At 63.5% G+C, this 26,590-nt stretch carries 24 protein-coding genes and 2 pseudogenes; 18 read left to right on the plus strand and 8 right to left on the minus strand.

Going from position 1 to position 26,590, the window contains the following annotated elements; translation table 11 throughout:
• Window positions 1–57: 57 nt before the first annotated feature.
• Window positions 58–837: a CDP-diacylglycerol diphosphatase gene (locus H2Z84_RS09060; RefSeq protein WP_181835706.1), complete on the plus strand. Its 780-nt coding sequence runs from the start codon at window positions 58–60 to the stop codon at window positions 835–837.
• A gap of 29 nt (window positions 838–866) precedes the next feature.
• Here H2Z84_RS09060 and H2Z84_RS09065 read toward each other — a convergent pair whose 3' ends face one another.
• Entirely contained in the window at window positions 867–2,066 is a 1,200-nt protein-coding gene (locus H2Z84_RS09065; protein WP_181835707.1) for an MFS transporter, read from the minus strand.
• 202 nt (window positions 2,067–2,268) lie between these two features.
• On the opposite strand from H2Z84_RS09065, the gene H2Z84_RS09070 reads away from it, so the two are divergent.
• From H2Z84_RS09070 to H2Z84_RS09080, 3 genes are all read left to right on the plus strand, one after another.
• A complete protein-coding gene (locus tag H2Z84_RS09070) occupies window positions 2,269–3,150 on the plus strand; it encodes a LysR family transcriptional regulator (protein ID WP_181835708.1) in 882 nt (293 codons plus the stop codon).
• A gap of 118 nt (window positions 3,151–3,268) precedes the next feature.
• Complete coding sequence (locus tag H2Z84_RS21470; protein WP_181835709.1) at window positions 3,269–6,658, plus strand: hybrid sensor histidine kinase/response regulator; 3,390 nt, start codon at window positions 3,269–3,271, stop codon at window positions 6,656–6,658.
• Window positions 6,658–7,578 carry a response regulator transcription factor gene (locus tag H2Z84_RS09080; protein ID WP_181835710.1) on the plus strand — a complete coding sequence of 307 codons (921 nt, stop codon included), beginning with the start codon at window positions 6,658–6,660 and terminating at the stop codon, window positions 7,576–7,578. Before H2Z84_RS21470 ends, H2Z84_RS09080 begins: the two co-directional genes overlap by 1 nt.
• A gap of 110 nt (window positions 7,579–7,688) precedes the next feature.
• Here the strand turns inward: H2Z84_RS09080 and H2Z84_RS09085 are convergent, their stop codons facing one another.
• Window positions 7,689–8,087: a carboxymuconolactone decarboxylase family protein gene (locus tag H2Z84_RS09085; RefSeq protein ID WP_181835711.1), complete on the minus strand. Its 399-nt coding sequence runs from the start codon at window positions 8,085–8,087 to the stop codon at window positions 7,689–7,691.
• A complete protein-coding gene (locus tag H2Z84_RS09090; protein ID WP_181835712.1) occupies window positions 8,038–8,496 on the minus strand; it encodes a MerR family transcriptional regulator in 459 nt (152 codons plus the stop codon). Before H2Z84_RS09090 ends, H2Z84_RS09085 begins: the two co-directional genes overlap by 50 nt.
• Window positions 8,497–8,653: 157 nt before the next feature.
• On the opposite strand from H2Z84_RS09090, the gene H2Z84_RS09095 reads away from it, so the two are divergent.
• Window positions 8,654–10,012, plus strand: coding sequence for a TAXI family TRAP transporter solute-binding subunit (locus H2Z84_RS09095; protein ID WP_220272765.1), 1,359 nt, complete (start codon window positions 8,654–8,656; stop codon window positions 10,010–10,012).
• Between the two features lies 1 nt (window position 10,013).
• Here the strand turns inward: H2Z84_RS09095 and H2Z84_RS09100 are convergent, their stop codons facing one another.
• Window positions 10,014–11,108 (minus strand): FUSC family protein, encoded by a 1,095-nt coding sequence (locus H2Z84_RS09100; protein WP_181835713.1) that lies wholly within the window; start codon window positions 11,106–11,108, stop codon window positions 10,014–10,016.
• A gap of 64 nt (window positions 11,109–11,172) precedes the next feature.
• Entirely contained in the window at window positions 11,173–12,372 is a 1,200-nt protein-coding gene (locus H2Z84_RS09105) for an MFS transporter (protein ID WP_181835714.1), read from the minus strand.
• 177 nt (window positions 12,373–12,549) lie between these two features.
• Between H2Z84_RS09105 and urtA the strand changes: the two genes are divergently transcribed.
• From urtA to ureG, 13 genes are all read left to right on the plus strand, one after another.
• On the plus strand, window positions 12,550–13,818 hold the full coding sequence (gene urtA / locus H2Z84_RS09110; protein WP_220272766.1) for an urea ABC transporter substrate-binding protein: 1,269 nt from the start codon (window positions 12,550–12,552) through the stop codon (window positions 13,816–13,818).
• Between the two features lie 92 nt (window positions 13,819–13,910).
• A complete protein-coding gene (gene urtB / locus H2Z84_RS09115; protein WP_181835715.1) occupies window positions 13,911–15,491 on the plus strand; it encodes an urea ABC transporter permease subunit UrtB in 1,581 nt (526 codons plus the stop codon).
• Window positions 15,492–15,501: 10 nt separating this feature from the next.
• Window positions 15,502–16,602: an urea ABC transporter permease subunit UrtC gene (urtC, locus tag H2Z84_RS09120; protein ID WP_181835716.1), complete on the plus strand. Its 1,101-nt coding sequence runs from the start codon at window positions 15,502–15,504 to the stop codon at window positions 16,600–16,602.
• Window positions 16,599–17,435, plus strand: a complete 837-nt coding sequence (gene urtD / locus H2Z84_RS09125) for an urea ABC transporter ATP-binding protein UrtD (RefSeq protein ID WP_181835717.1) — start codon at window positions 16,599–16,601, stop codon at window positions 17,433–17,435. Before urtC ends, urtD begins: the two co-directional genes overlap by 4 nt.
• Before the next feature lies 1 nt (window position 17,436).
• A complete protein-coding gene (gene urtE / locus H2Z84_RS09130) occupies window positions 17,437–18,135 on the plus strand; it encodes an urea ABC transporter ATP-binding subunit UrtE (protein ID WP_181835718.1) in 699 nt (232 codons plus the stop codon).
• A 60-nt stretch (window positions 18,136–18,195) separates the two neighbouring features.
• Window positions 18,196–19,056 (plus strand): urease accessory protein UreD, encoded by an 861-nt coding sequence (locus H2Z84_RS09135; protein ID WP_258869349.1) that lies wholly within the window; start codon window positions 18,196–18,198, stop codon window positions 19,054–19,056.
• 14 nt (window positions 19,057–19,070) lie between these two features.
• The gene (gene ureA / locus H2Z84_RS09140) at window positions 19,071–19,373 is read left to right on the plus strand and encodes an urease subunit gamma (protein ID WP_103524023.1); all 303 of its coding nucleotides are present in this window, start codon (window positions 19,071–19,073) and stop codon (window positions 19,371–19,373) included.
• A gap of 29 nt (window positions 19,374–19,402) precedes the next feature.
• Window positions 19,403–19,708: an urease subunit beta gene (locus H2Z84_RS09145; protein ID WP_103524024.1), complete on the plus strand. Its 306-nt coding sequence runs from the start codon at window positions 19,403–19,405 to the stop codon at window positions 19,706–19,708.
• Window positions 19,705–21,405: an urease subunit alpha gene (gene ureC, locus H2Z84_RS09150; RefSeq protein WP_181835719.1), complete on the plus strand. Its 1,701-nt coding sequence runs from the start codon at window positions 19,705–19,707 to the stop codon at window positions 21,403–21,405. Before H2Z84_RS09145 ends, ureC begins: the two co-directional genes overlap by 4 nt.
• 68 nt (window positions 21,406–21,473) lie before the next feature.
• Window positions 21,474–21,971: an urease accessory protein UreE gene (ureE, locus tag H2Z84_RS09155; RefSeq protein WP_181835720.1), complete on the plus strand. Its 498-nt coding sequence runs from the start codon at window positions 21,474–21,476 to the stop codon at window positions 21,969–21,971.
• Window positions 21,968–22,651 carry an urease accessory protein UreF gene (locus H2Z84_RS09160; RefSeq protein WP_181835721.1) on the plus strand — a complete coding sequence of 228 codons (684 nt, stop codon included), beginning with the start codon at window positions 21,968–21,970 and terminating at the stop codon, window positions 22,649–22,651. Before ureE ends, H2Z84_RS09160 begins: the two co-directional genes overlap by 4 nt.
• An 84-nt stretch (window positions 22,652–22,735) precedes the next feature.
• Window positions 22,736–23,242 (plus strand): GNAT family N-acetyltransferase, encoded by a 507-nt coding sequence (locus tag H2Z84_RS09165; RefSeq protein ID WP_181835722.1) that lies wholly within the window; start codon window positions 22,736–22,738, stop codon window positions 23,240–23,242.
• Window positions 23,239–23,850 carry an urease accessory protein UreG gene (gene ureG / locus H2Z84_RS09170; RefSeq protein WP_181835723.1) on the plus strand — a complete coding sequence of 204 codons (612 nt, stop codon included), beginning with the start codon at window positions 23,239–23,241 and terminating at the stop codon, window positions 23,848–23,850. The genes H2Z84_RS09165 and ureG overlap by 4 nt, the downstream gene beginning before the upstream one ends.
• Before the next feature lie 196 nt (window positions 23,851–24,046).
• Here the strand turns inward: ureG and H2Z84_RS09175 are convergent, their stop codons facing one another.
• From H2Z84_RS09175 to H2Z84_RS09185, 3 genes and pseudogenes are all read right to left on the minus strand, one after another.
• Window positions 24,047–24,442 (minus strand): hypothetical protein, encoded by a 396-nt coding sequence (locus tag H2Z84_RS09175; RefSeq protein WP_181835724.1) that lies wholly within the window; start codon window positions 24,440–24,442, stop codon window positions 24,047–24,049.
• Between the two features lie 245 nt (window positions 24,443–24,687).
• Window positions 24,688–25,307 (minus strand): annotated as a pseudogene (locus H2Z84_RS09180) (IS5 family transposase); the annotation flags it as partial.
• A 93-nt stretch (window positions 25,308–25,400) separates the two neighbouring features.
• A pseudogene (locus H2Z84_RS09185) lies at window positions 25,401–26,562 on the minus strand (IS256 family transposase).
• Window positions 26,563–26,590: the final 28 nt, after the last annotated feature.

The raw sequence follows: 26,590 nt of genomic DNA on the forward strand, positions 1-26,590 counted from the left end.
AGTTTGTCATCCGGCTGATTCATCATGCGGTTTTTCCTCTGGCGAAAGCATCATTCCATGACGGTGAAAATCATCCGTGGCGGCAGTGTGCTGGCCGCGCTGCTGCTATTGATATCCTGGGCGGTGCATGCGGCCAATGCCGATGCCTTGTGGAATATCGTGCATGAGCAGTGTGTACCGCACTGGCAGCAGGCCGAGGACCCGGCACCCTGTGCCAGGGTGGAAACCGGACAGGGCGAGGCGCAGGGTTTTGCCGTGCTCAAGGACATCCACGGTGTACTGCAATATCTGCTGATTCCCACCGCACGGGTCAGCGGCATCGAAAGCCCGCTGCTATTGCAGGATGATGCGCCCGATTACTGGGCCGCGGCCTGGGACGCTCGCCAGTGGATGGATCGCCTGCACGGCAGCCCCTTGCCGCGCGAGGCGCTGGCGCTGACGGTGAACTCGCCATGGGGCCGCAGCCAGAACCAGCTGCACATTCATGTTTCCTGTGTGCAGCCGGCATTGCGTCGGCAGTTGCAACAGGCAGCCATCGGGCCGCAATGGCAGGAGCTGCCTGGTGGCATCAACGGCCATGCCTACCAGGCAAGAGCCATCATGGGCGAGACACTGGCGGGCGTGCAGCCCTTCCGTCTGCTGGCGGAGGGGATTCCTGCCGCCCGCGAGGACATGGGCCGCTACACCCTGGCGGTGATTGCCACCCGCTTCGACAGCGGGCCAGGTTTCTGGCTGCTGGCCGGCAAGGCTGACCTGCTGGCCGGCAACTTTGCCTCGGCCGAAGGCGATGTGCAGGATCATGACTGCCAGCTGCTGCAGCCAGCAGCAGCACCATAAACAATCATCCATAAACAGTCCTCCATCGTTCAGCGCGTTGTCCGGGACAGCTCCCAGGCGCTGAGGCCAGTCAGGCTGCAGGCCGCGCCTACCACCACCACGCCGGTCCAGCCCCAGTGGCCATAAGCCCAGGCCGAGGCCAGCGAGCCAACGGCCCCGCCGATGAAGTAGCTGGTCATATAGGCCGAGGTCAGCCGGTTGCGCGCTTCCGGGCGGATGCGGTAGATCGCCCCCTGATTGCTGACGTGGCAGCCTGCCACGCCCAGATCCAGCAGCAAAATGCCCACGAGCAAGGCGGTAATCGAGTGTGGTGCCAGCGCCAGCGGCAACCACGCCAGCAACATCAGGCCCAGGCTCAGCCGCGTGGCCAGCGGACCATGGCCCCGGTCGCTCAGGCGGCCAACGATATTGGCGGACATGGCCCCGGCGGCACCGGCCAGCCCGAACAGGCCGATGGTGCTGTTGGAGAAGGAAAATGGCGGCGCTGACAGCAGGAAGGCCAGCGAGGTCCACATCACGCTGAAGGTGGCAAAGGCCATGGCCCCCAGCAGGCCGCGCAGGCGCAGACTGGCTTCTTCATTGAACAGGCGCAGGACCGAGCGCAGTAGCTGCGGATAGGACAGGCCGCTGCCCACGCGGCTGACTGGTAGCTGGCGCGCCAGCACCACGGTCATCAGCAGCATGCCGGCTGCGCCGCACCAGTACACGGTGTGCCAGCCGCCCAGGTCGGCTAGCGTGCCGGCCACGGTGCGGGCCAGCAATATGCCGGTGAGCAGGCCGCTCATGATGGTGCCCACCACGCGGCCGCGTTCGGCCTCGGCGGCCAGGCTGGCACCCAGCGGCAGCAGGATTTGCGCCACCACCGAGCACACGCCGGCCAGCGCCGTGCCAAGCAGCAGCTGGCTGATGCTGTCTGCCGTGGCGCTGATCAGCAGGCCGGCCGTGGCCAGCAGCATCATGCTGATGATCAGCCGTCGCCGTTCCAGCATATCGCCCAGTGGCACGATCAATAGCAAGCCCAGGGCGTAGCCAAGCTGGGCGGTGGTGACGATGCCACCGGCGCTGGCGGCGCTAATGCCCAGCGCGCGGCTGATTTCCGGCAGCAAGGGCTGGGCGTAATAATTACCGGCCACGGCCAGGCCGGTGGCTACCGTCATCAGCCACATCAATAGTGGGCTGAGCCCGCCATGTTCATGGCCGGGGTGGGGGAGGGTGTGGGTGGTGTGCATGTGTGTGCTTTCGGTGTGGCTGCGCAGGGGGTGGTAGAGCCGCTAACAAAAACCCTGCTGCTGCGTTGAGCCTTCTTGCCCCAGGGACGCTACGCTATTTTGTTAGCCGCTTTTAATGCATGCCCGCGCAGTATTCACTGGCCTGAATAATGACACCAATGTATTGTTTTCATGTTTTTGATCGTGAAACGAGATTGATGTTATGAATCTGCGCCAGATCGACTATGTGCTGGCGGTGGCTGAAGAAGAGAACTTCACCCGTGCCGCCGAGCGGTGCCACACCGTGCAGTCTGCGCTCAGCCACCAGATATCGCGGCTGGAGCAGGAGTTTGGCACCCGCTTGTTCGAGCGCACTTCACGCCAGGTGACGCTGACCCCGGCAGGCCATACCTTCGTCAACCATGCGCGCCAGGTGCGCGATGCCGCACGCCGGCTGGAGGATGAAATGGCGGCGGCCACCGGCGAAATTCGCGGTTGCCTGCGCATAGGCTGCATCTCCACGCTCAGCCGGCTGGATCTGCCCGGCCTGCTGGCGGAATACCACCGCCGTCATCCGCAAGTGGATGTACAGCTGGCCTTGCGCATGAGCGATGTGCTGATGGAAGAACTGCGGCAGCAGCAGACCGATATCGCCTTCATCGGCGTGTGGCCGGGCGAGCCGGTGCTGGGGCTGGATGCGCGTCTGCTGTGGGAAGAGCCGCTGCTGGCCTTGCTGCATCCACAGCATCCGCTGGCCGGCTGTCAGGAATTGACCTTGCCACAGCTGGCGCAGCAGACCCTGGTGGACTGGCCGGCAGGCACCGGCCCGCGTCTGCAGACCGATATGGCGTTTGCCGCCCAGGGCATCAAGCGGCGGGTGACCTTTGAGGTGAATCATGCCGAAACACTGGTTAGCCTGGTGCGTAGTGGCTGTGCCGTCGGCATGGTGCCGGCACTGGGTGCCGACCAGCATGCCGACCTGCTGGCGCTGCCGGTGGTGGATGGCCCGCGCCGGCGTGTCTATCTGGCCTGTCACGATAGCCCCACCCCGGCGGCGGCGGCCTTGCTGGCGCTGGTGGAGGGCTATCTGCAGGCTGCGTCATGAGACTGGCCGGACCTGCAGCTGAGTTACACCAGCCTGTCTGGCGGAGGAGGGGCCAGGCTGGCGGTGCTGGCAGGCTTCTTGCGTCTGTGGTGGGTGTCATCGCCAACAGGATTACCCCGTGTCCGCAGAGCCGCCATCTCCCCCACAGCAAGTCATCCAGCTGCGCCGCGATTACAACAGCTGGGTAGCGCGCGAATCGCTGGAAGACTATGCGCTGCGCTTTACCCCGCGCCGCTTTCGCCAGTGGTCGCTGTGGCGGGTGGCCAATACCGCGCTGGGCGGGGCGGCCTCGTTTCTGGTGCTGGAAGCGGTGGGTGCCACAATGCTGGTGCAGGCCGGGTTCTTTAACGCCTTGCTGGCCATCCTGCTGACCGGGCTGGTGATCCTGCTGGCCGGCCTGCCGATTTCGGTATATGCCGCCCGCTACGGCGTGGACATGGATTTGCTGACCCGTGGGGCTGGTTTCGGCTATATCGGCTCCACCGTCACCTCGCTGATCTACGCCTCCTTCACCTTCATCTTTTTTGCGCTGGAAGCGGCCATCATGGCCTATGCGCTGGAGCTGGGCTTTGGTATTCCGCCAGTGGCCGGCTACTTGTTGTGCGCCTTGCTGGTGCTGCCGCTGGTCACCCACGGTGTCACCGCCATCAGCCGTTTGCAAAGCTGGACCCAGCCCTTGTGGCTGCTGCTGTTGCTGCTGCCCTATGGCTTTGTGCTGTGGCAGGAGCCGACCGCCGTGCAGGGCTTGTGGCATTACCCTGGTGCGCACGGTGCGGGTACGCACTTCGATCTGCGCAGTTTTGGTGCAGCGTTTGCGGTGGGCATTGCACTGATTACCCAGATGGGCGAGCAGGCCGATTATCTGCGTTTCATGCCGCCGCGCACCGCCGACAATGCCCGCAGCTGGTGGCTGGCCTGCCTGCTGGGCGGGCCGGGCTGGGTGCTGCCGGGGGTGGCCAAGATGCTGGGCGGCGCACTGCTGGCCTGGCTGGCGCTACGCAATGCCGTGCCGCTGGCCAAGGCGGTGGACCCGAACCAGATGTATCTGATCGGCTATTCCCATGTATTCAGCGATGGCCGGCTGGCCATTGCCGCCACCACGCTGTTTGTCATCGTGTCGCAGCTGAAGATCAACGTCACCAATGCCTATGCCGGCAGCCTGGCCTGGTCCAATTTCTTTTCCCGGCTCACCCACAGCCATCCGGGCCGGGTGGTGTGGGTGGTGTTCAATACGCTGATTGCCCTGCTGCTGATGGAGCTGGAGGTGTTTCAGGCATTGGGACAGGTGCTGGCCTTGTACAGCAATATCGCCATTTCCTGGATCATGGCGGTGGTGGCGGATTTGCTGATCAACAAGCCGCTGGGGCTGAGTCCGCCGGGCATCGAGTTCCGCCGTGGCTATCTGTACGACATCAATCCGGTGGGCCTGGGCGCGATGGCGCTGGCGTCGCTGCTGGCGGTGGCCGCCCATCTGGGCGCGCTGGGCGAGACGGCACAGGCGCTGTCGCCACTGGTGGCCATGTGTACGGCCTTGCTGTTGTCGCCCTTGTTCGCCTGGCTCAGTGGCGGGCGCTATTATCTGGCGCGCCGCCCCTCCGGCATGCAGCAGGCGCGCTATCGCTGCGTGCTGTGCCAGCGCGAATACGAGGCGGAAGACATCGTCGGCTGCCCGGCCTATCAAGGCCATATCTGCTCGCTGTGCTGCACACTGGATGTGCGCTGTGGCGACCTGTGCAAGCCGCAAGCCACGCTGGCGGCGCAATGGCAGGGTCTGTTGCAGCGCCTGCTGCCGCGTGGCCTGCAACCGTATCTGAAACGCGGGCTGGGGCATTACCTGTTGCTGATGACCGGCATCACCGCTTTCTTGCTATTGCTGCTGGGCCTGTTGTATTTCATCGCCCGGCAGGAGGGTGCAGTGGCCGGCCTGTCCGGCCTGCTGTTCCGCCTATTTGCCGTGCTGCTGTTGGCCAGCAGCGTGCTGGCCTGGTGGATGGTGCTGACCCGCAATAGCCGGCAGGTGGCGCAGGAAGAATCGCGCCGCCAGACGCGCCTGCTGCAACAGGAAATCGATTCACACCGCCAGACCGACCTGCTGCTGCAACAGGCGCGTGAAGCGGCCGAACAGGCCAATCAGGCCAAGAGCCGCTATGTCACTACCATCAGTCACGAGCTGCGTACTCCGCTCAACAGCATGCTGGGTTATGCGCAGATTCTGCATGCCGATGCCAGCCTGCCACCGGCAGCACGCCAGGCGGTGGAGGTGGTGTACAAGAGTGGCGACCACTTGCTGTCGGTGATCGAAGGCACCATGGACATTGCCCGCATCGAAAGCGGCAAGCTGACACTGGACATGCGGCCGCTGGACTTTACCGCCTTCATCAAGCAACTGGTGGCCATGTTCAGCCTTCAGGCACAGCAAAAAGGGCTGGATTTCCGCTTCGAACCGCAAGGCGAGCTGCCGGCGGTGGTGCGCGCCGATGAAAAACGGCTGCGGCAGATCCTGATCAACCTGCTGGGCAATGCGGTCAAGTTCACCCTGCGCGGCGAGGTTAGCCTGGGGCTGCGCTATCAGCGCGAAATGGCCACCTTTACCATCCGCGACAGCGGGCCGGGGATGGCCGCCGAAGACCAGGCGCGGCTGTTCGAACCCTTCGAGCGCGGCCGCCAGTCGCAGCAGGGCGGCAGCGGGCTGGGGCTGACCATCAGCAAGATGCTGACCGACCTGATGGGCGGCGAAATCCGCCTGGACAGCACGCCGGGGCAGGGCGCGCTGTTTACCGTGCGCCTGTTCCTGCCCGCGCTCATCGGCCAGCAAGCCGAACAGGCCGTGCCACGGCTGCAGCGCACCGGCTATGCCGGGCCGCGCCGTCGCCTGTTGCTGGTGGACAACGAAGCGGTGGACCGCGCCATGCTGGGCCGCATGCTGCAGCCGCTGGGGTTTGAACTGGCCGAGGCCAGTAGCGGCGAAGCCTGCCTGGCGCAACTAGCCAGCTTTCGCCCGCATGCAATCTTCATGGACCTGGCCATGCCGGGCATGGACGGCTGGCAAACCTTGCGGGCCATCCGTCAGGCCCAGGCAGGCATGGCCGATGCGGCCGCGCTGGCCATCATCTCGGCCAATGCCTTTGAAAAGGGCCAGGACAACGACGTGGGTATTCTGCCGGCAGATTTCTTCGTCAAACCCATCCGTATCGACGACATCCTCGACTGGCTGGGAAAACGTTTGCAGCTGGCATGGCACACCGACAGCCAGCCGGCCGCCGTCGTGGCACTGCAGCCGCTACACGCCAGCGCAGCGGCATTGAGCCTGCCGCCAGCCGATTTGCTGCAACCCTTGCTGGAGGCGCTGCAACTGGGCTACCCCAAGGGGGTGAAGGCGGCCTTGCAAACCCTGGCTGGCCAGACCAGCCAGCATGGCGAATTCCTGCGCCGGGCCGAGGCGCTGGCGGCAAATTTTCAATTTGATGCGCTGCGCAGCCTGGCGCAGCCGGAAGAGGACCAAGCCTGATGGACAAGGCCGCACAACGCAGCGCACTGGTGCTGATCGTGGATGATGTGCCGGACAATCTGCAGCTGCTGCACGATGCACTGGATGCCGCCGGCCATACCGTGCTGGTGGCCACTCATGGCGAGGCCGCCCTGCAGCGCGCCCGGCTCAGCCTGCCGGACGTGATCCTGCTGGACGCGGTGATGCCGGGCATGGATGGTTTCGAGGTGGCGCGGCGGCTGAAGGCGGATTTTGTCACCCGGCCCATTCCCATCGTATTCATGACCGGCCTGACCGAGAGCGAACACGTGGTGGCGGCCTTTGCCGCCGGCGGGGCCGACTATGTCACCAAACCGCTGCGGCCGCCGGAAGTGCTGGCGCGCATTGCCGCGCATACCGCCAGTGCCCGCCAGATGCAGCAGGCCCGCAGCGCGCTGGATGCCTTTGGCCAGGCCACGCTGGCGCTGGACCCGCACAGCGGCCGCCTGCTATGGCAGACCGCGCTGGCCAGCCAGCTGCTGCAGCGCTATTTCGCGGTGGTGGGCGAACAGGCACCTGATGCCTTGCTGCGCTGGGCCTTCAACGCCCAGCAGGCCAGACAGGCCGGGCAGGAGCTACCGGGGCAGTGGCCGGGCGAAGCTGGCCAGCGGCTGCTGGCCAGCTTTCATCTGGTGCCTGGCGAAGCGGAGTGGCTCGTGGTGCTGCGCGAAGATGGCGTGCAGTCCAGCGTGGCGGCGCTGGTGGCGGCTTTCCGCCTGACCCAGCGTGAGGCCGAGGTGCTGCACTGGCTGAGCCTGGGCAAGACCAATCGCGATATTGCCGAGATCCTTGGCATGAGCCCGCGCACCGTCAACAAGCATCTGGAGCATGTATTCGCCAAGCTGGGCGTGGAAACCCGTACCTCGGCGGCCGCCCTGGCGCTGGGGCGCGGCCATGCCTAGACCCGATAACAACACCCCGCGCCAGCCTTGTGCCGCCTTGCCGTACGCCATGTACTGTCTGCGGCGGCGGGCCTTGGCCGGGGTGCTCTACGCGGTTTGCTCAGCGCTTGTTAGCCCGAAGCTGTTGCTTCAGGCCCGTCGTGTTCGGCAAATACCTCTTTTGCCGCAAACATGCCGTTGAGCGCGGCCGGAAAACCGGCATACACCGCCATCTGCAGGATGGTTTCGTGGATTTCCTGCTGGCTCAGGCCCACATTCAGCCCGGCGGCAATATGTACCTTGAGCTGCGGTGTGGCATTACCCAGTGTGGTGAGGGCGGCAATGGTGGCCAGTTCGCGCTGTTGCAGGCTGAGGCCGGGGCGGCAATACACATCGCCAAAACCGAATTCGATGATGTAGCGGCCCAGATCCGGGCTGATGTCCTGCAGGCTGGCGATGACGCGCTCGCCGGCCGCAGCGTCAACCTGACGCAGGCGGTTCCAGCCCTGTTGGTAGCGTGGGGTGTGCATGAGTGACTCCTGTCGCGGTGCGGTGGCTGGCGGCCTGCAGTTCTGCCGCCATGCCGGCATAGATGGCGACTTTGTCGCGCATCAGTGCCAGATTTTCCTGCAGGGTGGCCAGCCGGGTTTCCAATGTCAGCACATGCTGTTGCAGCATCTGCTGACGTGCAACCACACTGTCCAGCGCATTGCCGCTGCGCCGCAGTGCGGCGTAGTGCAGCATGTCGCGTATCGGCATGCCGGTAGCGCGCAGGCGTAGCAGGAAGTCTATCCAGCGTTGTTCCTGTTCGCCGTAGCAGCGGTGGCCGCTGGCGCTGCGCGCCACCGGATCAATCAGCCCGATATCCTCGTAATAGCGCAGGGTATGGGTGGAAAGTCCGCTGTGGCGGGCCATTTGCCGGATGCTGAGTGTGGTCATGGAAGCCAGTCTGCAAGTTAGAGTGCACTCGAAGTCAAGCGCCATCATACCCGGCCGCGCGCCGAGCCGGGTCGCGGTGGCGGGGCTGCCGTGGTAGATTGCGGCGGTCCGGCCGTGTCGCCTGTTGCGCAGGCCGGCCCCAGTCAGGAGCCTTGCCTTGTTCTCTCCCCGTAGCCTGTTTGCCCGCCTTGCCGCCCGGCTGAACGCCCTGTTTGGTCGTGGCCTGGTACTGTCGATGCTGATGATCGTGCTGGCTGGTGTAGCCATCATGTTGCTGGCGCTGCTGCTGACCAATGCGGCGGCACCCACCAGCCTCACCATCATTAGTGGCCCGCCGGGTAGCGTGTTCCAGAAAACCGCCCTGCGTTACCAGAAGATATTGGCGCGCGAGGGAGTGACGGTGAAAATACTGCCTTCCGGTGGCTCGCTGGATAATCTGCACAAGCTGAGCAACCCCCGGCTGGATGTGGATGTCGGCTTCGTGCTGGGCGGTGAGGCCGGCAGTGCCGATACCAGCCGGCTGATGTCGCTGGGCAGTATTTCCTATCAGCCGCTGATGGTGTTCTACCGTGGCACGCCCAAGACCTTGCTGTCCGATTTCAAAGGCATGCGGCTGGCTATCGGCGAAGAGGGCAGCGGTACCCACAACCTGGCGCTGGCGCTGCTCAAGCTCAATGGCATCACGCCGGGAGCCGATACCACGCTGCTGAATGCGCTGCCGGGCGATGCGGTCAAGTCGCTGCTGGAGCAGCAGGTGGATGCACTGTTCGTGATGGGTGATTCCAGCTCTACCGACCTGCTGCGCCAGTTGCTGCACACACCGGACATTCATCTGTTCAGCTTCATCCAGGCAGATGGCTATGCACGGCGGGTCAGCTATCTGAACAAGCTGGAGCTGCCACGTGGTGCGCTGGACTTGGGCAAGGATATTCCGCCGGAAACCACCAATCTGATCGGCCCCACGGTAGAGCTGGTAGCGCGCGAGGGCTTACACCCGGCCTTGTCCGATCTGCTGCTGGAGGCCGCGCGTGAAGTTCATGGCAAGCCCGGCCTGTTCAAGAAGGCTGGCGAGTTTCCGGTGCTGGCCGAGCATGAAATCCGTATCAGCGAGGATGCACAGCGCTATTACGCCTCCGGCAAAAGCTTTTTCTACCGCACCTTCCCCTTCTGGCTGGCCGGGCTGGTGGCACGGGCGCTGGCGGTGATGCTGCCACTGGTGCTGTTGCTGATACCGGCACTCAAGGTGGCCCCGGCCATTTATCGCTGGCGTATCCAGTCCGGCATCAACCGCTGGTATCGGGTGTTGTTCGATATCGAGCGCGAGGCGGTGGCCCAGCGCACGGTGCCGGGCAAGCAGGAGGAATTGCTGCACCGGCTGCAGCATGTCGATGCCACGGTGAGCAAGATCGTGGTGCCGGCAGCCTTTGGCGATTTGCTGTATGAATTGCGTGGCCATATCGACTTTGTGCGCAGCCGGCTGCAGGCCGACGCCGACGCACAGGGCCACAAGGACTGACTCAAAAAGTGTCCTTCACCGGCAGAACACGCCGCACCAGCTGGCTGATGCCCTGGCGCAAGGGGGGCCGGTGCAGGCTCAGGCCGCCGAGCAAGCCGACCAGCCCACCCGCCAGGGTGTCGTAGAAGCGCGCCTCGATCAGGCCGGTGGGCGAGCCTTGGCCCAGGTGCGCCGCTTCGGCCAGCAAAATGGCCATGGGCGTGATGAACACCGCCGCCATGCCGTAGTGGCGCACCACCAGGGTTTCCACCACGCCGCTGAGCAGCATTACCAGCAGCGTGACCGACCACCCATTCAAGGGCAGGCTCAGTAGCGCCCAGGTCAGCAGCAGCCCCAGCGCCGTACCCAGCAGCCGCTGCAACTGGCGGTTCCACACCGCCCGCAAGCTGGCCCCCTGCAGCACGGCCAGGCAGCTCACCGGCACCCAGTAGGGACGTTCCAGTTGCAACAGTTCGGCCAGCAGCAGCGACAGGCCGACGGTCAGTCCGATGATCAGCGCATCCACCACCACGAAGTCGAAATCGGCCGCCGGCAAGGGCTGTATCGGCCGGGGTGTGCGCTGGCTCAGTACATGCAGGCTATAGCCGAAGGCCAGTACACAGGCCAGCAGGCTGCCCATGGCCAGCAGGCCCACCCGCAGTGGTATTTGCAGTACGGGGACCGGGGTATAGGCGGCCAGCGCGGCCACCATCACGAAGAAATAGCTGCCGGGTGGTGGCAGGCGGTAAAAGCGGCAGATCATGGTCACCAGAATGGTGATGACGGTCAGTACCGGGGCGGCAGCCAGCGGCAGCAGCTGGCTTAACAGGCCCAGGGTGAAACTGGCGATCAGGCCAAAGCTGCAGGCCATGATGGTGACCATGCGGTGGTGCATGGGCGTGGCCGGCAGGTAGAGAAAGGCCATGCCACCCAGGGACGACAGCAGGCCAAAGCCAAGCTGGCCGGTCCAGGCGGCAATCAGCAGTGGCAGACCGGTGGCCAGCGCGGCAGTCAGCGGCATCTGCCATGGCCGGTCACTGGCCTGGAAACTGCGTAATTGCTGCCATTCCCGCGCAATCAGGGCGCGTATCCCTTGGGGCCATCTGGCTGGCTGCATGCTTGGCTTCCGTCAGTTTGTTGAAACGTGCAGCCTGCGAAAAAGCCGGTGTGCTGGCAAGGGCTCAGTGTAGGGCGACGGCCTGTGTCGCCGCGCGCTGCCGCCAGCCGCTGACAACAAACAGCAGGGCCATGCCCCACAGCACCGCCACCATCCAGCTACCGCCGGCATGCTGCATCACCAGCCCGGTAGCTGCCGGCCCCAGGCTGCTGGACAGATTCCAGCTCAGCGAAATCAGCCCGGAAATACGCAACAGTGCCGCCCCGCTGAACAGCTCGCCGCTGGCCACCATGGATAAGGTATAGATGGCACCGGCACAGCCGCCCAGCACAAACAGATACACCTCCCACAGCCCCGGCAGCTGCATCAGCCACGGCAGCAAGGGCAGCAACAGGCATACCAGCACCCCGCACAGCAGCTGCACCCGGCGGCGGCCAAAGTGATCGGCCAGCCAGCCGATGGCGAATTGCAGCGCGGCATCGCCAGCCAGCAGGATGGAGGCCGAAGCCAGGGCGCGGCTCTGGCTCATGCCGGCATCCATCGCCACCAGCGGCAGAAAGCTGAGCATGACGGTATCGAATGAGGCAAAGAAGGCGGTGCCCAGCAGGATGGCCGGCGCGCTGCGGATGATGCCCAGCCAGGAGGTGGCGCTCTGTTTGCCCGGCGTGCCGGGCGCAGGCGGCGCTGGGTGGGCTGCCTGCTGGCTGGCCGGCTGTTCGGGCCGCGCCAGCATGATGCCCGGCACCCCCAGCAAGAACAGCCCGCCGCACAGCAGGAAGGACTGCTCCGGCCAGCGTGCCAGCAGGTCGGTCAGCAGCGGCCCCAATACCTGACAGGCGGTGAAACAGGTGGAATAAATGGCCACGATGCGGCCACGCGCATGGTCGCCGGCCAGGGTGTTGATCCAGCTTTCCCCCAGCACGAACAGCGGGGCCATGGCCGCACCAAACAGAAAGCGCGCCAGCATCCAGCCGGGAATCGACTGCAGGTATTGCAGCGGCATCACCGACAGTGTCGCCAGCAGCAGGCAGCCCAGCATCACATTGCGCCGTCCCAGCCGCAGCGCCAGCGCCGGCGCGGCCACCGTGGCCAGCACCCCGCCCAGCGCACCGGCGGCCACGGTCCAGCCGATCACCTCCGGGCTGAAACCGCGAGCGGTCAGGGTAAGGGCGGTTAGCGGCATGGTGCTGCCCAGACCCAGGCCCAGCAGGGCCACGCTGAAAATGACGGCGGTGAAATCACGCCAGGCGCTGCGTGGCAGCATAAACAGACTCCATCGACGGGGAGCCACAGCCTAGCACAAGGACATCGCCGTGCGGCAAGCACGCACCAGCGCCGACCTGCGCATGCATCTACGTCATGTAACGTATTTTGCTGGCCCGGCGTGGATCGTACTCTGATGACGCAGCGCAACATCCATACCAATCATCAGGGGAATCTCATGGCATCTACTCGTCGCATGTTTCTGAAGTCCGCTCCGCTGGTCCTGGCCGCCGCCGGCCTCGTGTCCATGCCGGCCTTTGCCGCCGACACCATCAAGGTAGGGGTGTTGCACTCCCTGTCCGGCACCATGGCCATTTCGGAAACCTCGCTCAAGGATATGGCGCTGTTTGCCATCGACCAGATCAACGCTAAGGGCGGTGTGCTGGGCAAGAAGCTGGAACCGGTGGTGGTGGACCCGGCCTCCAACTGGCCGCTGTTTGCCGAAAAAGCCCGTCAGCTCTTGAGCAAGGACAAAGTTGCCGTGACCTTTGGCTGTTGGACTTCGGTCTCGCGCAAATCGGTGCTGCCGGTGTACGAGGAGCTGAACGGCCTGCTGTTCTACCCGGTGCAGTACGAGGGTGAGGAAATGTCGCCCAATGTGTTCTACACCGGGGCTGCGCCCAACCAGCAGGCCATTCCGGCGGTGGAATACCTGATGAGCAAGGAAGGCGGCAGTGCCAAGCGCTTCTTCCTGCTGGGGACCGACTATGTCTACCCGCGCACCACCAACAAGATCCTGCGAGCCTTCCTGCACAGCAAGGGGGTGAAGGACGAGGACATCCAGGAGATGTACACCCCCTTTGGTCATAGTGATTACCAGACCATCGTCGGCAACATCAAGAAGTTTGCCGCCGGTGGCAAGACGGCCGTCATCTCCACCATCAATGGCGACTCCAACGTGCCCTTCTACAAGGAACTGGGCAATCAGGGCCTGAAGGCGACCGACGTGCCGGTGGTGGCTTTCTCGGTGGGTGAGGAAGAACTCAAGGGCATCGATGCCAAGCCGCTGGTCGGCCATCTGGCGGCCTGGAACTACTTCATGAGCGTGAAGAACCCGGTCAACAGCAAGTGGATTGCCGACTACCGCGCCTGGGCCAAGAAAAAGGGCCTGGCCAATGCCGACAAGCTGGTGACCAACGACCCGATGGAAGCTACTTATGTGGGCATCAATATGTGGGCCGAGGCGGTGAAAAAAGCCGGCACCACCGATGTGGCCGCCGTCACCAAGGCCATGGCCGGCATCAAGTTTGCCGCCCCGTCCGGCTTCACCCTGGAAATGGACCCGAAAAACCATCACCTGCACAAGCCGGTGATGATTGGTGAAATCCAGTCCAACGGTCAGTTCTCGGTGGTATGGAAAACCAAGACCCCGATCCGCGCCCAGCCGTGGAGCCCCTTTATCCCGGGGAATGACAAGAAGCCCGATACCCCGGTCAAGAGCAAGTAAGCGCAGTACGGGACGACTCGCGCCATTGACCGCTGCCGCCCTGCCCGCAACAGGCAGGGCGGCCTGGCGGTCCATTCAGTAAGGAAAGCACCATGCAATTGTTCAAACCCTTGCTCCTGCTGCTGTTGCTGTACAGCGGCCTGGTGGCGGCCAGCCCGCTGGCCGAGCTGGCCCATGCCGACCCGGCCGACCGCGCCGGGCTGATCACCCAGTGGACGGTACAGGCCGACGGCCCGCGCCGTCAGGCTGTTGCCGCACTGGAAGAGGGCAGATTGTTCAGCAGCACTGATGGCAACCATGTGTTGTTGCAAGGGGTCGACGGCAAGCTCAGCGATGTGGACAACGGCCAGCCGGTGGCTGGCGATGCCGCCAGTCTGGATACACTGCCGGTCAACAACAGCGTGCGCAGCGCGCTGGAGGCGTTTCATGCCGCCAGCGATCTGGCCGACCCCGAGCGCAGCAAGCGCCTGAGTGCCATCCAGGCCTTGCAAGACAGTGCCAACCCCGGCCTGCTGCCCTTGCTGCTGAGCCGGCAGCAACAGGAACAGGACAGCCAGGTGAAGCAGGCCTTGCTGGTGGCCAGCTCCCGTCTGCAACTGGCCAGCCCGGATGCCGCGCAGCGCCTGCAAGCCATCCACACCCTGGCCGACAGTGCCGACCCGGCCACGCAGACGCTGCTGGCGCCGCTGGCCGACAGTGCCAGCGAGTCTGACGCCCGCGTGCGGGCGGCGGCCACTCAGGCCGTGGCGGACATCAAAGCCAGCCAATGGCGTTACAACATGCTGGGCTATGCCTTTAGCGGCATCAGCCTGGGCTCGGTGCTGCTGCTGGCTGCGCTGGGGCTGGCCATCACCTATGGCCTGTTGGGCGTCATCAATATGGCACACGGTGAAATGCTGATGATTGGCGCCTACGCCAGCTATGTGGTGCAGAACCTGTTCCGCAGCTGGTGGCCGGGCGCATTCGATGCCTATCTGCTGGCTGCGCTGCCGGTGGCCTTTGCCGTCACCTTTGTCATCGGCATGGCGCTGGAGCGGCTGATCATCCGCCATCTGTATGGCCGCCCGCTGGAAACCCTGCTGGCTACCTGGGGCATCAGCCTGATGCTGATCCAGGCAGTACGCATGTTGTTTGGTGCGCAAAACGTGGAAGTGGCCAACCCGTCCTGGTTGTCCGGTGGCTGGGTCATCACCCCGGCACTGACCTTGCCGTACAACCGGCTGGCCATCATTGCCTTTGTCGCGGGCGTACTGCTGCTGACCTGGCTGGCGCTCAACAAGACCCGGCTGGGCCTGTTTGTGCGCGCGGTCACGCAAAACCGCCGCATGGCCGATAGCGTGGGCGTGCCCACCGGCAAGGTGGACATGCTGGCCTTCGGCCTGGGCTCCGGCATTGCCGGGCTGGGCGGGGTGGCACTAAGCCAGATCGGCAACGTCGGCCCCGAACTGGGCCAGGGCTATATCGTGGACAGTTTCATGGTGGTGGTGCTGGGCGGGGTGGGCCAGCTGGCCGGTACCGTGACCGGGGCCATGGGCCTGGGCATCGTCAACAAGATTCTGGAGCCGTCGCTGGGGGCGGTGCTGGGCAAGATCCTCATTCTCGGCTTCATCATCCTGTTCATCCAGAAGCGTCCGCAAGGCCTGTTTGCCCTCAAGGGCCGGGTGCTGGACTAGGAGCACTATCATGCAATCCGCACTTTCCCTGCGGCTGGCCCACCGTATCGGGCCACTGCCGCTGAAACTGGCAGGTGCTGCGGCACTGGCCGTGTTGCTGGCCATGCCCGCCCTGCATTTATGGACCGACCCGGCCAGCAGCCTGCATGTGTCGGCCTATACCCTGACGCTGGTGGGCAAGATCCTCTGCTACGCCATCGTGGCGCTGGCCATGGACCTGGTCTGGGGCTACACCGGCCTGCTCAGCCTGGGCCACGGCCTGTTCTTTGCCTTGGGCGGCTACGGCATGGGCATGTATCTGATGCGCGCCATCGGCCATGACGGCAATTACCAGAGCGACCTGCCCGACTTCATGGTGTTTCTCGACTGGAAAACCCTGCCCTGGTTCTGGCAGGGCAGCGAGCACCTGGCCTGGGCGCTGTGTCTGGCGGTGGGCGTTCCCGGCCTGCTGGCACTGGTGTTCGGCTGGCTGGCTTTCCGTTCGCGTATCAAGGGTGTGTACTTTTCCATCATGACCCAGGCGCTCACCTATGCCGCCATGTTGCTGTTCTTCCGCAATGAAACCGGCTTTGGCGGTAACAACGGCTTTACCGACTTCAAGCGCATCCTCGGCTATGGCATTGCCGAGCCAGCCACCCGCGCCACGCTGTTCCTGCTGACCGTGCTGCTGCTGGTGGCAGCGCTGGCTGCCGGTTTCTGGCTGGTCAACAGCAAGTTCGGCCGCATCCTCACTGCCATTCGCGATGCCGAGTCGCGGCTGATGTTCTGTGGTTACAACCCGCTGTATTACAAGCTGTTCATCTGGGTGGCCTCGGCCATGCTGTGCGGCCTGGCCGGCGCACTCTACGTGCCGCAGGTGGGCATTATCAATCCGGGGGAAATGTCACCGGCCAACTCCATTGAAATCGCCATCTGGGTGGCGGTGGGCGGGCGTGGCAGCCTGATTGGCCCGGTATTGGGCGCGGGTTTCATCAATGCAGCCAAGAGCTGGTTCACCGTGGCCTTTCCCGAGTACTGGCTGTTTTTCCTGGGGGCGCTGTTCATTGCCACCACGCTGTTTTTGCCGCGCGGCCTGCTGGGCCTGCTGCGCCGTCACAAGGAGAATGCATGATGTCCGCCACTACTTCGCAATCGGTACAGCGCGAAAGCTGGGACGGCGATACCGCTGCCAGCGGCCGGCTGTTGCAACCGGGGCTGGATGTCACCCATGGGCAGATCCTGTATCTGGACGACATCAGCGTCAGCTTTGATGGTTTTCGCGCGCTCAACCGCCTGTCGCTGTCGATAGCCGTGGGCGAACTGCGCTGCATCATCGGCCCCAATGGCGCGGGCAAGACCACCATGATGGACGTGATTACCGGCAAAACCCGTGCCGATAGCGGCTCGGCCTTTTTCGGCCAGACCATCAATCTGGCCCAGCATTCCGAGGCGGAAATCGCCCAGCTGGGCATAGGCCGCAAATTCCAGAAGCCCACCGTGTTCGAGGCGATGACGGTGCAGGAAAACCTGGAACTGGCGCTGGCCGGACCGCGTTCGGTGTGGGCCAGCCTGCGCGCCCGCCTGACCGGTCAGCAGCGCGACCGTATCGACGAATTGCTGACGCTGATCCGCCTGGGCGAGCAGCGGCAGCGGCTGGCCGGGCTGCTGTCGCATGGCCAGAAACAGTGGCTGGAAATCGGCATGCTGCTGGCGCAGGAGCCGCAACTGCTGCTGCTGGACGAGCCGGTGGCCGGCATGACCGATGCCGAAACCGAAAAGACCGCCGAGCTGCTGCTCACCCTCAAGGGCCGGCATTCGCTGATGGTGGTGGAACACGATATGGATTTCATCGCCAGCATTGCCGGCAAGGTGACGGTGCTGGCCGAGGGCGCGGTACTGGCCGAGGGCAGCCTGCAGCAAGTGCAGGCGGATGAACGGGTGATCGAAGTCTATCTGGGGCGCTGACATGCTGGACATACAAGAAGTGGAACAATACTACGGCGGCAGCCACATTCTGCGCCGTGTCAGCCTGCAGGCCGAAATCGGCCAGGTTACCTGCCTGCTCGGCCGCAATGGCGTGGGCAAATCCACCTTGCTGCGCTGTCTGATGGGGCAGCTGCCAGTCAAAAGCGGCAGCATCCGCTGGCAGGGTGAGGACATCAGCCGCTGCGCGCCGCACCAGCGCGTGGCGCGTGGTATTGCCTATGTGCCACAGGGCAGGGAAATCTTTGGCCGGCTGACGGTGGAAGAAAACCTGCGCATGGGGCTGGCGCGATTTGGCGGCAAGGCCGGGCGCGAGATTCCGGCCTCGGTGTACGAGATGTTCCCGGTGCTGTACGACATGCGCCAGCGCCGTGGCGGCGATTTGTCCGGCGGCCAGCAGCAGCAACTGGCCATCGGCCGGGCGCTGGTCAGCCAGCCCTCGCTCTTGGTGCTGGACGAGCCGACCGAGGGCATCCAGCCCTCCATCATCAAGCAGATCGGCGAAGTCATCCGCAGCCTGGCGGCGCAGCGCGACATGGCCATCCTGCTGGTGGAGCAGTACTACGACTTTGCCGAAGCGCTGGCCGACCGCTACCTGGTGATGTCGCGCGGCGAGGTGATCTGCAGCGGGCAGGGCAGCCAGATGGCCAGCGATGGCGTGCGCGAACTATTGGCCATCTGATGACGGCCCCGGCATGGTAATTGCTGATTCAAGTGCATTCGCCTTGCTGGTTGACTGCTGATGAACATGAACGAGCTGCCCTCTGCCAGCCCCTTGCCGAGCGAACTGCTGGCCGGCTGGCCGGCTGCACTGGAATTGGGCTATGCCGTGGTGCAAGGGCGCACCGTGCCGGTGCATCGCCGCCATCAGGGGCCACTGCGGGTGCAGAAACACTTTATCGATGGCCACGGCCAGTGCCAGCACATTGTGGTGCATCCGCCCGGCGGCATGGCCGGGGGCGACCGGCTGACGCTGGACATTCATCTGGCCGAGGGCAGTGCAGTGTTGTTGACCAGCCCCGGTGCGGCCAAATGGTACGACGGCTTCGGCCGTGCATCCTCCCAGCAGCTGCGGGTGGAGCAGCTGCCGGGCAGCCTGCTGGAATGGCTGCCACAGGAAACCATTCTGTATGCCGGCAGCGTGGTGGCGCTGGACAATCACTTTCGGCTGCAGGGCGATGCCCGCCTGCTGGCCGGCGAGGTGATGTGCCTGGGCCGGCCGGCCAGTGCCGAGCGCTTTGATCGCGGCTGCTGGCAGCAAAGCGGCGAAGTGTGGCGCAACGAACAGCTACTGTGGTGCGAACACAGCCATGTGCCGGGTGACAGCCCCTTGCTGGCCTCGCCGGTGGGCATGGGCGGCCACAGCGTGCTGGCCACCTTGCTGTGGGCCGGGCCGGACTTGCCGCCCGAGCTGCATCAGGCTTGTCTTGATCTGCCCTGTGCCGGGCGTGCTGCGGCCAGCCAGTTGCCTGGCGTGTGGCTGGCCCGTTTCATCGGCGACAGTGCCGAGGCAGGCCATCACTGGCTGCGTGCCTGTCGCGACCTGATCTATCCCTTCAGCCACGGACGTGCGGCCAGCCAGCCGCGCATCTGGGCAAGCTGACACGAAAGCATTCCATGGAACTGACCCCCCGCGAAAAAGACAAGCTGCTGATCTTCACCGCCGGACTGGTAGCCGAACGCCGGCTGGCGCGTGGCCTGCAACTGAATTACCCCGAGGCCGTGGCCTATATCAGCGCCGCCATTCTGGAAGGCGCGCGTGATGGCCGCAGTGTGGCCGAATTGATGCACTACGGCACCACGCTGCTCAGCCGTGCGCAGGTGATGGAGGGCGTGCCGGAGATGATTCCGGACATCCAGGTGGAAGCCACTTTCCCGGACGGCACCAAGCTGGTCACCGTGCACCAGCCGATAGTCTGAATTCGCCGCTTACCTGACAGGAGCAACACATGATTCCAGGAGAAATCCGCGTGCAGGACGGCGAGATCGATCTGAATGCCGGCCGCGCCACCATCAGTCTGGTAGTGGCCAATCGTGGTGACCGGCCGATACAGGTGGGTTCGCATTATCACTTTGCCGAAACCAATGACGCACTGCTGTTTGACCGTGCCGCTGCGCGTGGCTTCCGGCTGAATATTGCCGCCGGCACCGCCGTGCGTTTCGAGCCGGGCCAGACGCGCACGGTAGAGCTGGTGGCGCTGGCGGGGGCGCGCCGGGTGTTCGGCTTTCAGGGCCGGGTGATGGGGGACTTATGAAAATCAGCAGACAAGCCTATGCCGAAATGTTCGGCCCCACCACGGGCGATGCGGTGCGCCTGGCCGATACCGGCTTGTGGGCGCAGGTGGAGCGCGACTACACCGTTTACGGTGAGGAAGTGAAATTCGGCGGTGGCAAGGTAATCCGCGACGGCATGGGCCAGGGCCAGGCGTTGGCGGCCGAGGTGGCCGATACCGTGATCACCAATGCGCTGATCATCGACCACTGGGGCGTGGTCAAGGCGGATATCGGTCTGAAAGCCGGCCGTATCGCTGCCATCGGCAAGGCTGGCAACCCGGACATCCAGCCCGGCGTGGACATCGTCATCGGCGCGGCAACGGAAATCATCGCCGGTGAAGGCATGATCGTCACCGCCGGCGGCATCGATACCCATATCCATTTCATCTGCCCGCAGCAAATCGAAGAAGCGCTGGCCTCCGGCATCACCAGCATGATAGGTGGTGGCACCGGCCCGGCCACCGGCACCAATGCCACCACCTGCACGCCAGGGCCGTGGCATATGGCCAATATGCTCAAGGCGGCGGAAGGCTTTGCCATGAACCTGGGCTTTACCGGCAAGGGCAATGCCAGCCTGCCGGAAGCACTGCGCGAACAGGTACGTGCCGGGGCCATCGGCCTGAAGCTGCATGAAGACTGGGGCAGCACCCCGGCCGCCATCGACAACTGCCTGAGCGTGGCCGACGAGATGGACGTGCAGGTGGCCATTCACACCGACACCCTGAATGAATCCGGTTTTGTCGAGGCCACGCTGGCGGCGTTCAAGGGCCGCACCATCCACACCTATCACACCGAGGGGGCCGGTGGCGGCCACGCGCCGGACATCATCAAGGCCTGCGGCTTTGCCAATGTGTTGCCCAGCTCCACCAATCCCACGCGGCCGTTTACCGTCAACACCATCGACGAGCATCTGGACATGCTGATGGTGTGCCACCACCTGGACCCGGCCATTGCCGAGGATGTGGCTTTTGCCGAAAGCCGCATCCGCCGCGAAACCATTGCCGCCGAGGACATCCTGCATGATCTGGGTGCGTTTGCCATGATGTCTTCCGACAGCCAGGCCATGGGTCGGGTGGGGGAAACCATCCTGCGTTGCTGGCAGACGGCGGACAAGATGAAGCAGCAGCGCGGCCCGCTGGCAGGCGATGGCGAGGGCTGCGACAACGCCCGCATCAAGCGCTATATCGCCAAGTACACCATCAACCCGGCCATCACCCATGGCATCAGCCACGAGGTGGGCAGTATCGAGGTGGGCAAGCTGGCCGACCTGGTGCTGTGGAAGCCGATGTTCTTTGGCGTCAAACCTTCGCTCATCCTCAAGGGCGGCATCATCGCCATGGCGGCCATGGGCGATGCCAATGCCAGCATTCCCACCCCGCAGCCGGTGCATAGCCGGCCGATGTTCGGCAGCTTTGGCAAGGCCATTGCCGATGGCAGCGTCACCTTTGTCTCCCAGGCTGCGCTGGATGCCGGCATCGGCCAGGCGCTGGGGCTGAGCAAGCGGCTGGTGGCTGTGCAAAACTGCCGCAGCGTGCAAAAGACCGACCTGATCCACAACGACTATCTGCCGCAGATCGAGGTGGACCCGCAAAACTATCAGGTGAAGGCCGATGGCCAGCTGCTGTGGTGCGAACCGGCCACCAGCCTGCCCATGGCGCAGCGCTATTTCCTGTTCTGAGCGTGGAGCAATCAGGACGTGGCAAGTAGTGTTTCTTTGGATGGAAAAGAAGAAAGAGAGGCAGGAAAATGCTGATCATCAATCAACGGTTGGAACAGGCCGCCGGCTGGGATGCCGAGCTGCGGCTGACCTTCGAGCTGCGCAGCAAAACCCGCTTGCGTACCCGCGCCAGTAATGGCGAAGAAGTTGGCCTGTTTCTGTCGGCAGGCGCGCCACTGGCCGATGGTCAGCTGCTGCTGGCCGAAGACGGGCGGGTGCTGCGGGTGCTGGCGGCCGACGAGCCGCTCATGCATGTGCGCTGTGCCAATGCCCAGGAGCTGTGCCGTGCTGCCTACCATCTGGGCAATCGCCATGTGCATCTGCAGGTGGGCGATGGCTGGCTGCGGCTGCTGGACGACAGCGTGCTGGAACAGATGCTGCAACAGCTGGGTGCCGAAGTGAGCCGCCTGCAGGCACCATTCCACCCGGAAAGTGGTGCCTACGGTGGCGGCCATCATCATTCGCACGGCAAGGATGCGGCCTTCCAGTACGCGCCGAAGCTGCATCTGTTTGGCCAGCCGGCATGACGGCACTGCTGCCCCTGTTGCAACTGCTGCGGCTGGCTAGCCCCGGCCTGCCGATTGGCGGCTTCAGCTATTCGCAAGGGCTGGAAAGTGCGCTGGAGCTGGGCTTGGTGCACGATGCCGCCAGCGCCCGCCGCTGGCTGGGGGATGTCTTGCAAGGCCCGGTGTGCGAGTTTGATGCCACCGTGTTGGTGCAGTCGCTACGGGCGCTGGCTGCCGCTGATGCAGTGGAACTGGCCCGGCTCAACCAGCGCTATCTGGCCAGCCGCGACAGCCGCGAACAGCGACAGGAAACCGTGCAGATGGGCTATTCCCTGCGCCAGCTGCTGGCCAGCCTGCCGGAAAACCAGGCCATGTGCTGGCCTGCGGGCTTGGCGGGCGAGGAAATCTGCCTGCCCACGGCCTGGGCCGTGGCGGCGCAGATGCTGGGTATTGCCGAGCGCGAAGCGGTCACCGCTCTCTTGTGGAGCTGGCTGGAAAACCAGGTCATGGTGCTGCTCAAGGCCATGCCCATGGGACAGACTGCCGGCCAGCAACTGCTGTCTGCGCTGTTGCCGGCGCTGGCCACTGCGGTAGAGCGCGCCATCAGCCTGCCCGCAGCACAACACAGCAATTTTGCCCCCGGCCTGATGTGGGCGGCGATGAAACACGAAACCCAATACAGCAGGTTGTTCCGATCATGAGCCAGTGCACGGCCTGCTTTCCTGTTACGCGGTTGTGGCAAGGTCTTGGCCCTGTGTTTCCGCATTCTGAAAAAGCCTGACACCATGCAAATCATCATCGATGACCTGACCGACCCGCGCGTGCATGCGCTGCTGCAAGAGCATCTGGCCGGCATGTATGCCAACTCGCCAGCGGAAAGCGTACACGCGCTCGACCTGTCCGGCCTGAAGGCCGCAGCGCTCACCTTCTGGACCGCGTGGGAGGGCGAGGAGGTGCTGGGTTGCGGCGCGCTCAAACAGCTGGACCCCACGCATGGCGAAATCAAATCCATGCGCACCGCTGCTGCCCATCTGCGCAAGGGCGTGGCGCAGTGCATTCTGGCGCAGATCCTGCACACGGCGCAGCAGCGTGGCTATCAGCGGCTCAGCCTGGAAACCGGCAGCACTACGGCATTCCTGCCCGCCCTGGCGCTGTATGAAAGCTTTGGCTTTAGCCGCTGTGGGCCGTTTGCCCATTACCGTGAAGATCCCTTCAGCATCTTCATGAGCCTGCAAATCCAGGCTCCCTTATCCGCCACCGTATCACCACAACAAAAAGGACATCCGGCATGAAACAGAGCGCACTTCGCGTGGGCATTGGCGGGCCGGTCGGCTCGGGCAAGACCCATCTCACCTGGGCGTTGTGCAGCGCCCTGCGCGACATCTACAACGTGGCCGTGGTCACCAACGACATCTACACCCAGGAAGACGCGCAGTTCCTGGTGAAGAATGAAGCCCTGTCACCAGACCGCATCATCGGTGTGGAAACCGGCGGCTGTCCGCATACTGCCATCCGCGAGGATGCGTCCATCAATCTGGAGGCCGTGGCACGGCTGAATGCGCGCCATCCGGGGCTGGACGTGATCTTCATCGAAAGCGGCGGCGACAATCTGGCGGCCACCTTCAGCCCGGAGCTGTCCGATTTCACCATCTACGTGATCGATGTGTCCGCCGGCGACAAGATCCCGCGCAAGGGCGGACCGGGTATTTGCAAGTCGGACCTGTTGGTGATCAACAAGATCGACCTGGCACCGCTGGTGGGTGCCTCGCTGGACGTGATGGAGCGTGATGCGCGCAAGATGCGCGGCGAGCGGCCGTTTGTGTTCAGTAATCTGAAAAGCGGGCAGGGGCTGGCCGACATCATCGCCATCATCGAAGAGAAGGGCATGCTTAAGCTGTAAGCCAGCCGGGCAGGGCGACGTGTTGGCGAGTTAAGCGCCGCTGACAAAAACCTGCGGCTGCGTTGCGCCTCCTTGCCGTACACCTTGTACTGTCTGCGTCGGCGCGCCTTGCATCAGGGAAACAGCGCTATTTTGTTTGCAGTCCTAAACGTAACAAGGCCGGGCAAAGCCCGGCCTTGTTACGTTTACTGGGAACTCACTTGGTAGCGTGTGGCCCGTCTTCCGGCGGTGCCAGCGGGCGCAGCGGCTTGGCCAATAGCATGCCATCGTAGGGTTGGCAGATGGCGGGAATACTGTCGCCATGCAGATACACGGTGGTTTTGGCTCCCACTTTTTTGCCAAGGCAAGCTTTTACCGCGGCCAGCGGTGGTTCGTGCGGCGGCGGGGGCGGTTGGTGGCCGTGCTCATCCGCGGCATGCGGACCATGTTGGGCGCAGTGCGGGTGTTCGGCGGCCGAGGCATCACGGTGTTCGGCCGGGCAGTGATGAGGAGAGGGCGCATCGAACGGTGCGGATGTCTCGGCGGCTTGGCTGGTGCTGCTCAGCAGCAGGGCGAGGCTGGCGCTGGCAAACAAAAACAGGGAGGGGCGCATGATGGACCTGCATTCATGGTGAACAATGTGCTCACCTTAGTCAGGCCGGCCTGGCGCTACAAGCCGGCCGCTGCCGGCTTTACACCGCTTTGAGTGAAGTGAAGCCAATTAGCCCCGTTTTACATGCTTTACATGCCATTCGCCGGGGCCGACTGCCTGTCATGGGCAGGCAGTTGGTATGAGGTGTTAGCGGCTTTGTTGCACACATCAGCTGCAGGTCGAACTACCCCAATCCCCAGACGGATTTATCCCATGCGGACCGTTTGCGGCGTACCCAGTGCTGTGAAGCGATTTAGAATCGCTGCACAGATTTGAAGCTCCACACCTGCCGGTCAAAGTCCCGTGACTTAACTCGGTCTGCCAGCAATTTGAAACAGTACATCTTCGTTTCGACTAGACTGCGGCGATGGTAGCCGCTCCACTTTTTCCAGAGTGTGCGCCCTAGATACTTCACTGAGCGTAGTGACTCATGGCGAGCCTGATTGCCCCGTGAATTCCCTTTCCAGAATTGGCCGTTTCGGCGCGGGGGAATGATGGCAGCTGCTCCGCATTCCGCAATCGCTGTGTGACATAGACGTGTCTCGTGCGCCCCATCTGTGATCACGGTCACCAGTCCCTCCGTCGCCGGAATTTGCGATAGCAGCTCTGGCAGCATCGTGGCATCACCGGTGTGATTGTCGGTCACATCCATGGCACGGATTTCCAGAGTTTGCGCATCTATGCCCAGATGCAGCTTACGCCATTGGCTACGGGTAGTCAGCACCATGCTTTTCACTTTCCACTCGCCTTCACCCATCATCTTGATGCCGGTGCTATCCGCTAGGAGATGCAGACAACTCTGCCTTTTCTGTACCGGTGTATAGACGGGCCTGTCCGAATTTTTGTGTAAACGGGGTTTGGGTTACGCCTGTGGAATGCGTTCCTCGAACTGAATGGTAAAGCGAGTCAGCGCTGCCTTCTAATCCCGAATCGGCATGGTCCACTTCTGGCTGATGTTCCTCAGCGCCAGATAGAACAGTTTCAGCAACGCCTCATCACTCGGGAACGAGCCCCGATTCTTGGTCAGTTTTCTCAAACCCATATTTACCGACTCGATGGCGTTGGTGGTGTAGATCACTTTCCTGATCTCCGGCGGGTAGTCGAAGAATGGTGTCAACCGAGCCCGGTAGCGCCGCCAGGACTGACCAATCGGCAAATACTCCTCATCCCACTTGGCCTCAAACTCACCTAGCCGCTGCTCAGCTTCATCGAGGGTCGCAGATTGGTAGATTCGCTTCAGGTCGGCGGCCACTTCAGCACGCCGCTTCCACGACACGTAGTTCAGGCTGTATCGCACCATGTGCACGATGCACAACTGCACCGCTGCTTTCGGGAAGACCGCCTCGATCGCTTCCGGGAAACCCTTCAGGCCATCGACGCAGGCGATAAAGATGTCCTGTACGCCCCGGTTACGCAACTCGGTCACGACCTGAAGCCAGAACTTGGCTCCCTCCGTCTGAGCCAGCTACATCCCCAGTACCTCCTTCTCTCCAGCCAGGGTAATGCCGATGGCGAGGTAGACGGCCTTCACGCGCACAGCCCCCTCACGCACCTTCACGTGGATACAGTCGAGGTAGATGATTGGATAAACCGAATCGAGAGGGCGAGCCTGCCAGGCTTTGACCATCCTCGCTGACAGCATCTGTGATGGAGGAAATCAGGCTGGGGGGACGTCGCATCTCTTCCAGATGGGCCTGGATTTCCCGAACAGTCATGCCCCGGGCGTAAAGCGAGATGACTTTGTCGTCGAAGCCGGTCCAGCGGGTCTGGTGTTTGGGGATGAGTTGTGGCTCGAAGCTGCCCTGGCGGTCGCGTGGTACCTCGATAGGCAATTCGCCGAACTCGCCCTTGAGGGTCTTGCGGCTCTTGCTGTTCCGGGTGTTGCCGGCGGGATTGAGCACTGGTTCGTGTTTGCTATGACCAAGGTGTGCGGCCATCTCGGCATCCAGGGCTTTCTCGACCAGCAGCTTGGTCAACTCCTTGAGTAGGCCGTTCTCGCCGATGAGGTCTTCGGGCTTCTGGTAATTAGCCAGCAAGCTGTCCAGTAGTGTCTCAGGTACGTCGTGTTTCTTCGAGCTCATTGTGTCTCCAGACTAGGTGGCAGTTTCC

It is taken from the genome of Aquitalea aquatica (genome assembly GCF_013911085.1).
Lineage (GTDB): Bacteria > Pseudomonadota > Gammaproteobacteria > Burkholderiales > Chromobacteriaceae > Aquitalea > Aquitalea aquatica.

Excerpts from the sequence above, each read along its gene's own strand:
- H2Z84_RS09090 (WP_181835712.1), bottom strand. The coding sequence starts at position 8,496 with ATGACCACACTCAGCATCCGGCAAATGGCCCGCCACAGCGGACTTTCC.
- H2Z84_RS09135 (WP_258869349.1), top strand. The coding sequence starts at position 18,196 with ATGAACATGAACGAGCTGCCCTCTGCCAGCCCCTTGCCGAGCGAACTG.
- H2Z84_RS09165 (WP_181835722.1), top strand. The coding sequence starts at position 22,736 with ATGCAAATCATCATCGATGACCTGACCGACCCGCGCGTGCATGCGCTG.
- H2Z84_RS09105 (WP_181835714.1), bottom strand. The coding sequence starts at position 12,372 with ATGCTGCCACGCAGCGCCTGGCGTGATTTCACCGCCGTCATTTTCAGC.
- H2Z84_RS09080 (WP_181835710.1), top strand. The coding sequence starts at position 6,658 with ATGGACAAGGCCGCACAACGCAGCGCACTGGTGCTGATCGTGGATGAT.
- H2Z84_RS09085 (WP_181835711.1), bottom strand. The coding sequence starts at position 8,087 with ATGCACACCCCACGCTACCAACAGGGCTGGAACCGCCTGCGTCAGGTT.
- urtB (WP_181835715.1), top strand. The coding sequence starts at position 13,911 with ATGCAATTGTTCAAACCCTTGCTCCTGCTGCTGTTGCTGTACAGCGGC.
- urtD (WP_181835717.1), top strand. The coding sequence starts at position 16,599 with ATGATGTCCGCCACTACTTCGCAATCGGTACAGCGCGAAAGCTGGGAC.
- H2Z84_RS09100 (WP_181835713.1), bottom strand. The coding sequence starts at position 11,108 with ATGCAGCCAGCCAGATGGCCCCAAGGGATACGCGCCCTGATTGCGCGG.
- H2Z84_RS09145 (WP_103524024.1), top strand. The coding sequence starts at position 19,403 with ATGATTCCAGGAGAAATCCGCGTGCAGGACGGCGAGATCGATCTGAAT.
- ureA (WP_103524023.1), top strand. The coding sequence starts at position 19,071 with ATGGAACTGACCCCCCGCGAAAAAGACAAGCTGCTGATCTTCACCGCC.
- H2Z84_RS09070 (WP_181835708.1), top strand. The coding sequence starts at position 2,269 with ATGAATCTGCGCCAGATCGACTATGTGCTGGCGGTGGCTGAAGAAGAG.
- ureE (WP_181835720.1), top strand. The coding sequence starts at position 21,474 with ATGCTGATCATCAATCAACGGTTGGAACAGGCCGCCGGCTGGGATGCC.
- urtC (WP_181835716.1), top strand. The coding sequence starts at position 15,502 with ATGCAATCCGCACTTTCCCTGCGGCTGGCCCACCGTATCGGGCCACTG.
- H2Z84_RS09160 (WP_181835721.1), top strand. The coding sequence starts at position 21,968 with ATGACGGCACTGCTGCCCCTGTTGCAACTGCTGCGGCTGGCTAGCCCC.
- ureG (WP_181835723.1), top strand. The coding sequence starts at position 23,239 with ATGAAACAGAGCGCACTTCGCGTGGGCATTGGCGGGCCGGTCGGCTCG.
- ureC (WP_181835719.1), top strand. The coding sequence starts at position 19,705 with ATGAAAATCAGCAGACAAGCCTATGCCGAAATGTTCGGCCCCACCACG.
- H2Z84_RS09065 (WP_181835707.1), bottom strand. The coding sequence starts at position 2,066 with ATGCACACCACCCACACCCTCCCCCACCCCGGCCATGAACATGGCGGG.
- urtA (WP_220272766.1), top strand. The coding sequence starts at position 12,550 with ATGGCATCTACTCGTCGCATGTTTCTGAAGTCCGCTCCGCTGGTCCTG.
- H2Z84_RS09175 (WP_181835724.1), bottom strand. The coding sequence starts at position 24,442 with ATGCGCCCCTCCCTGTTTTTGTTTGCCAGCGCCAGCCTCGCCCTGCTG.
- urtE (WP_181835718.1), top strand. The coding sequence starts at position 17,437 with ATGCTGGACATACAAGAAGTGGAACAATACTACGGCGGCAGCCACATT.
- H2Z84_RS09060 (WP_181835706.1), top strand. The coding sequence starts at position 58 with ATGACGGTGAAAATCATCCGTGGCGGCAGTGTGCTGGCCGCGCTGCTG.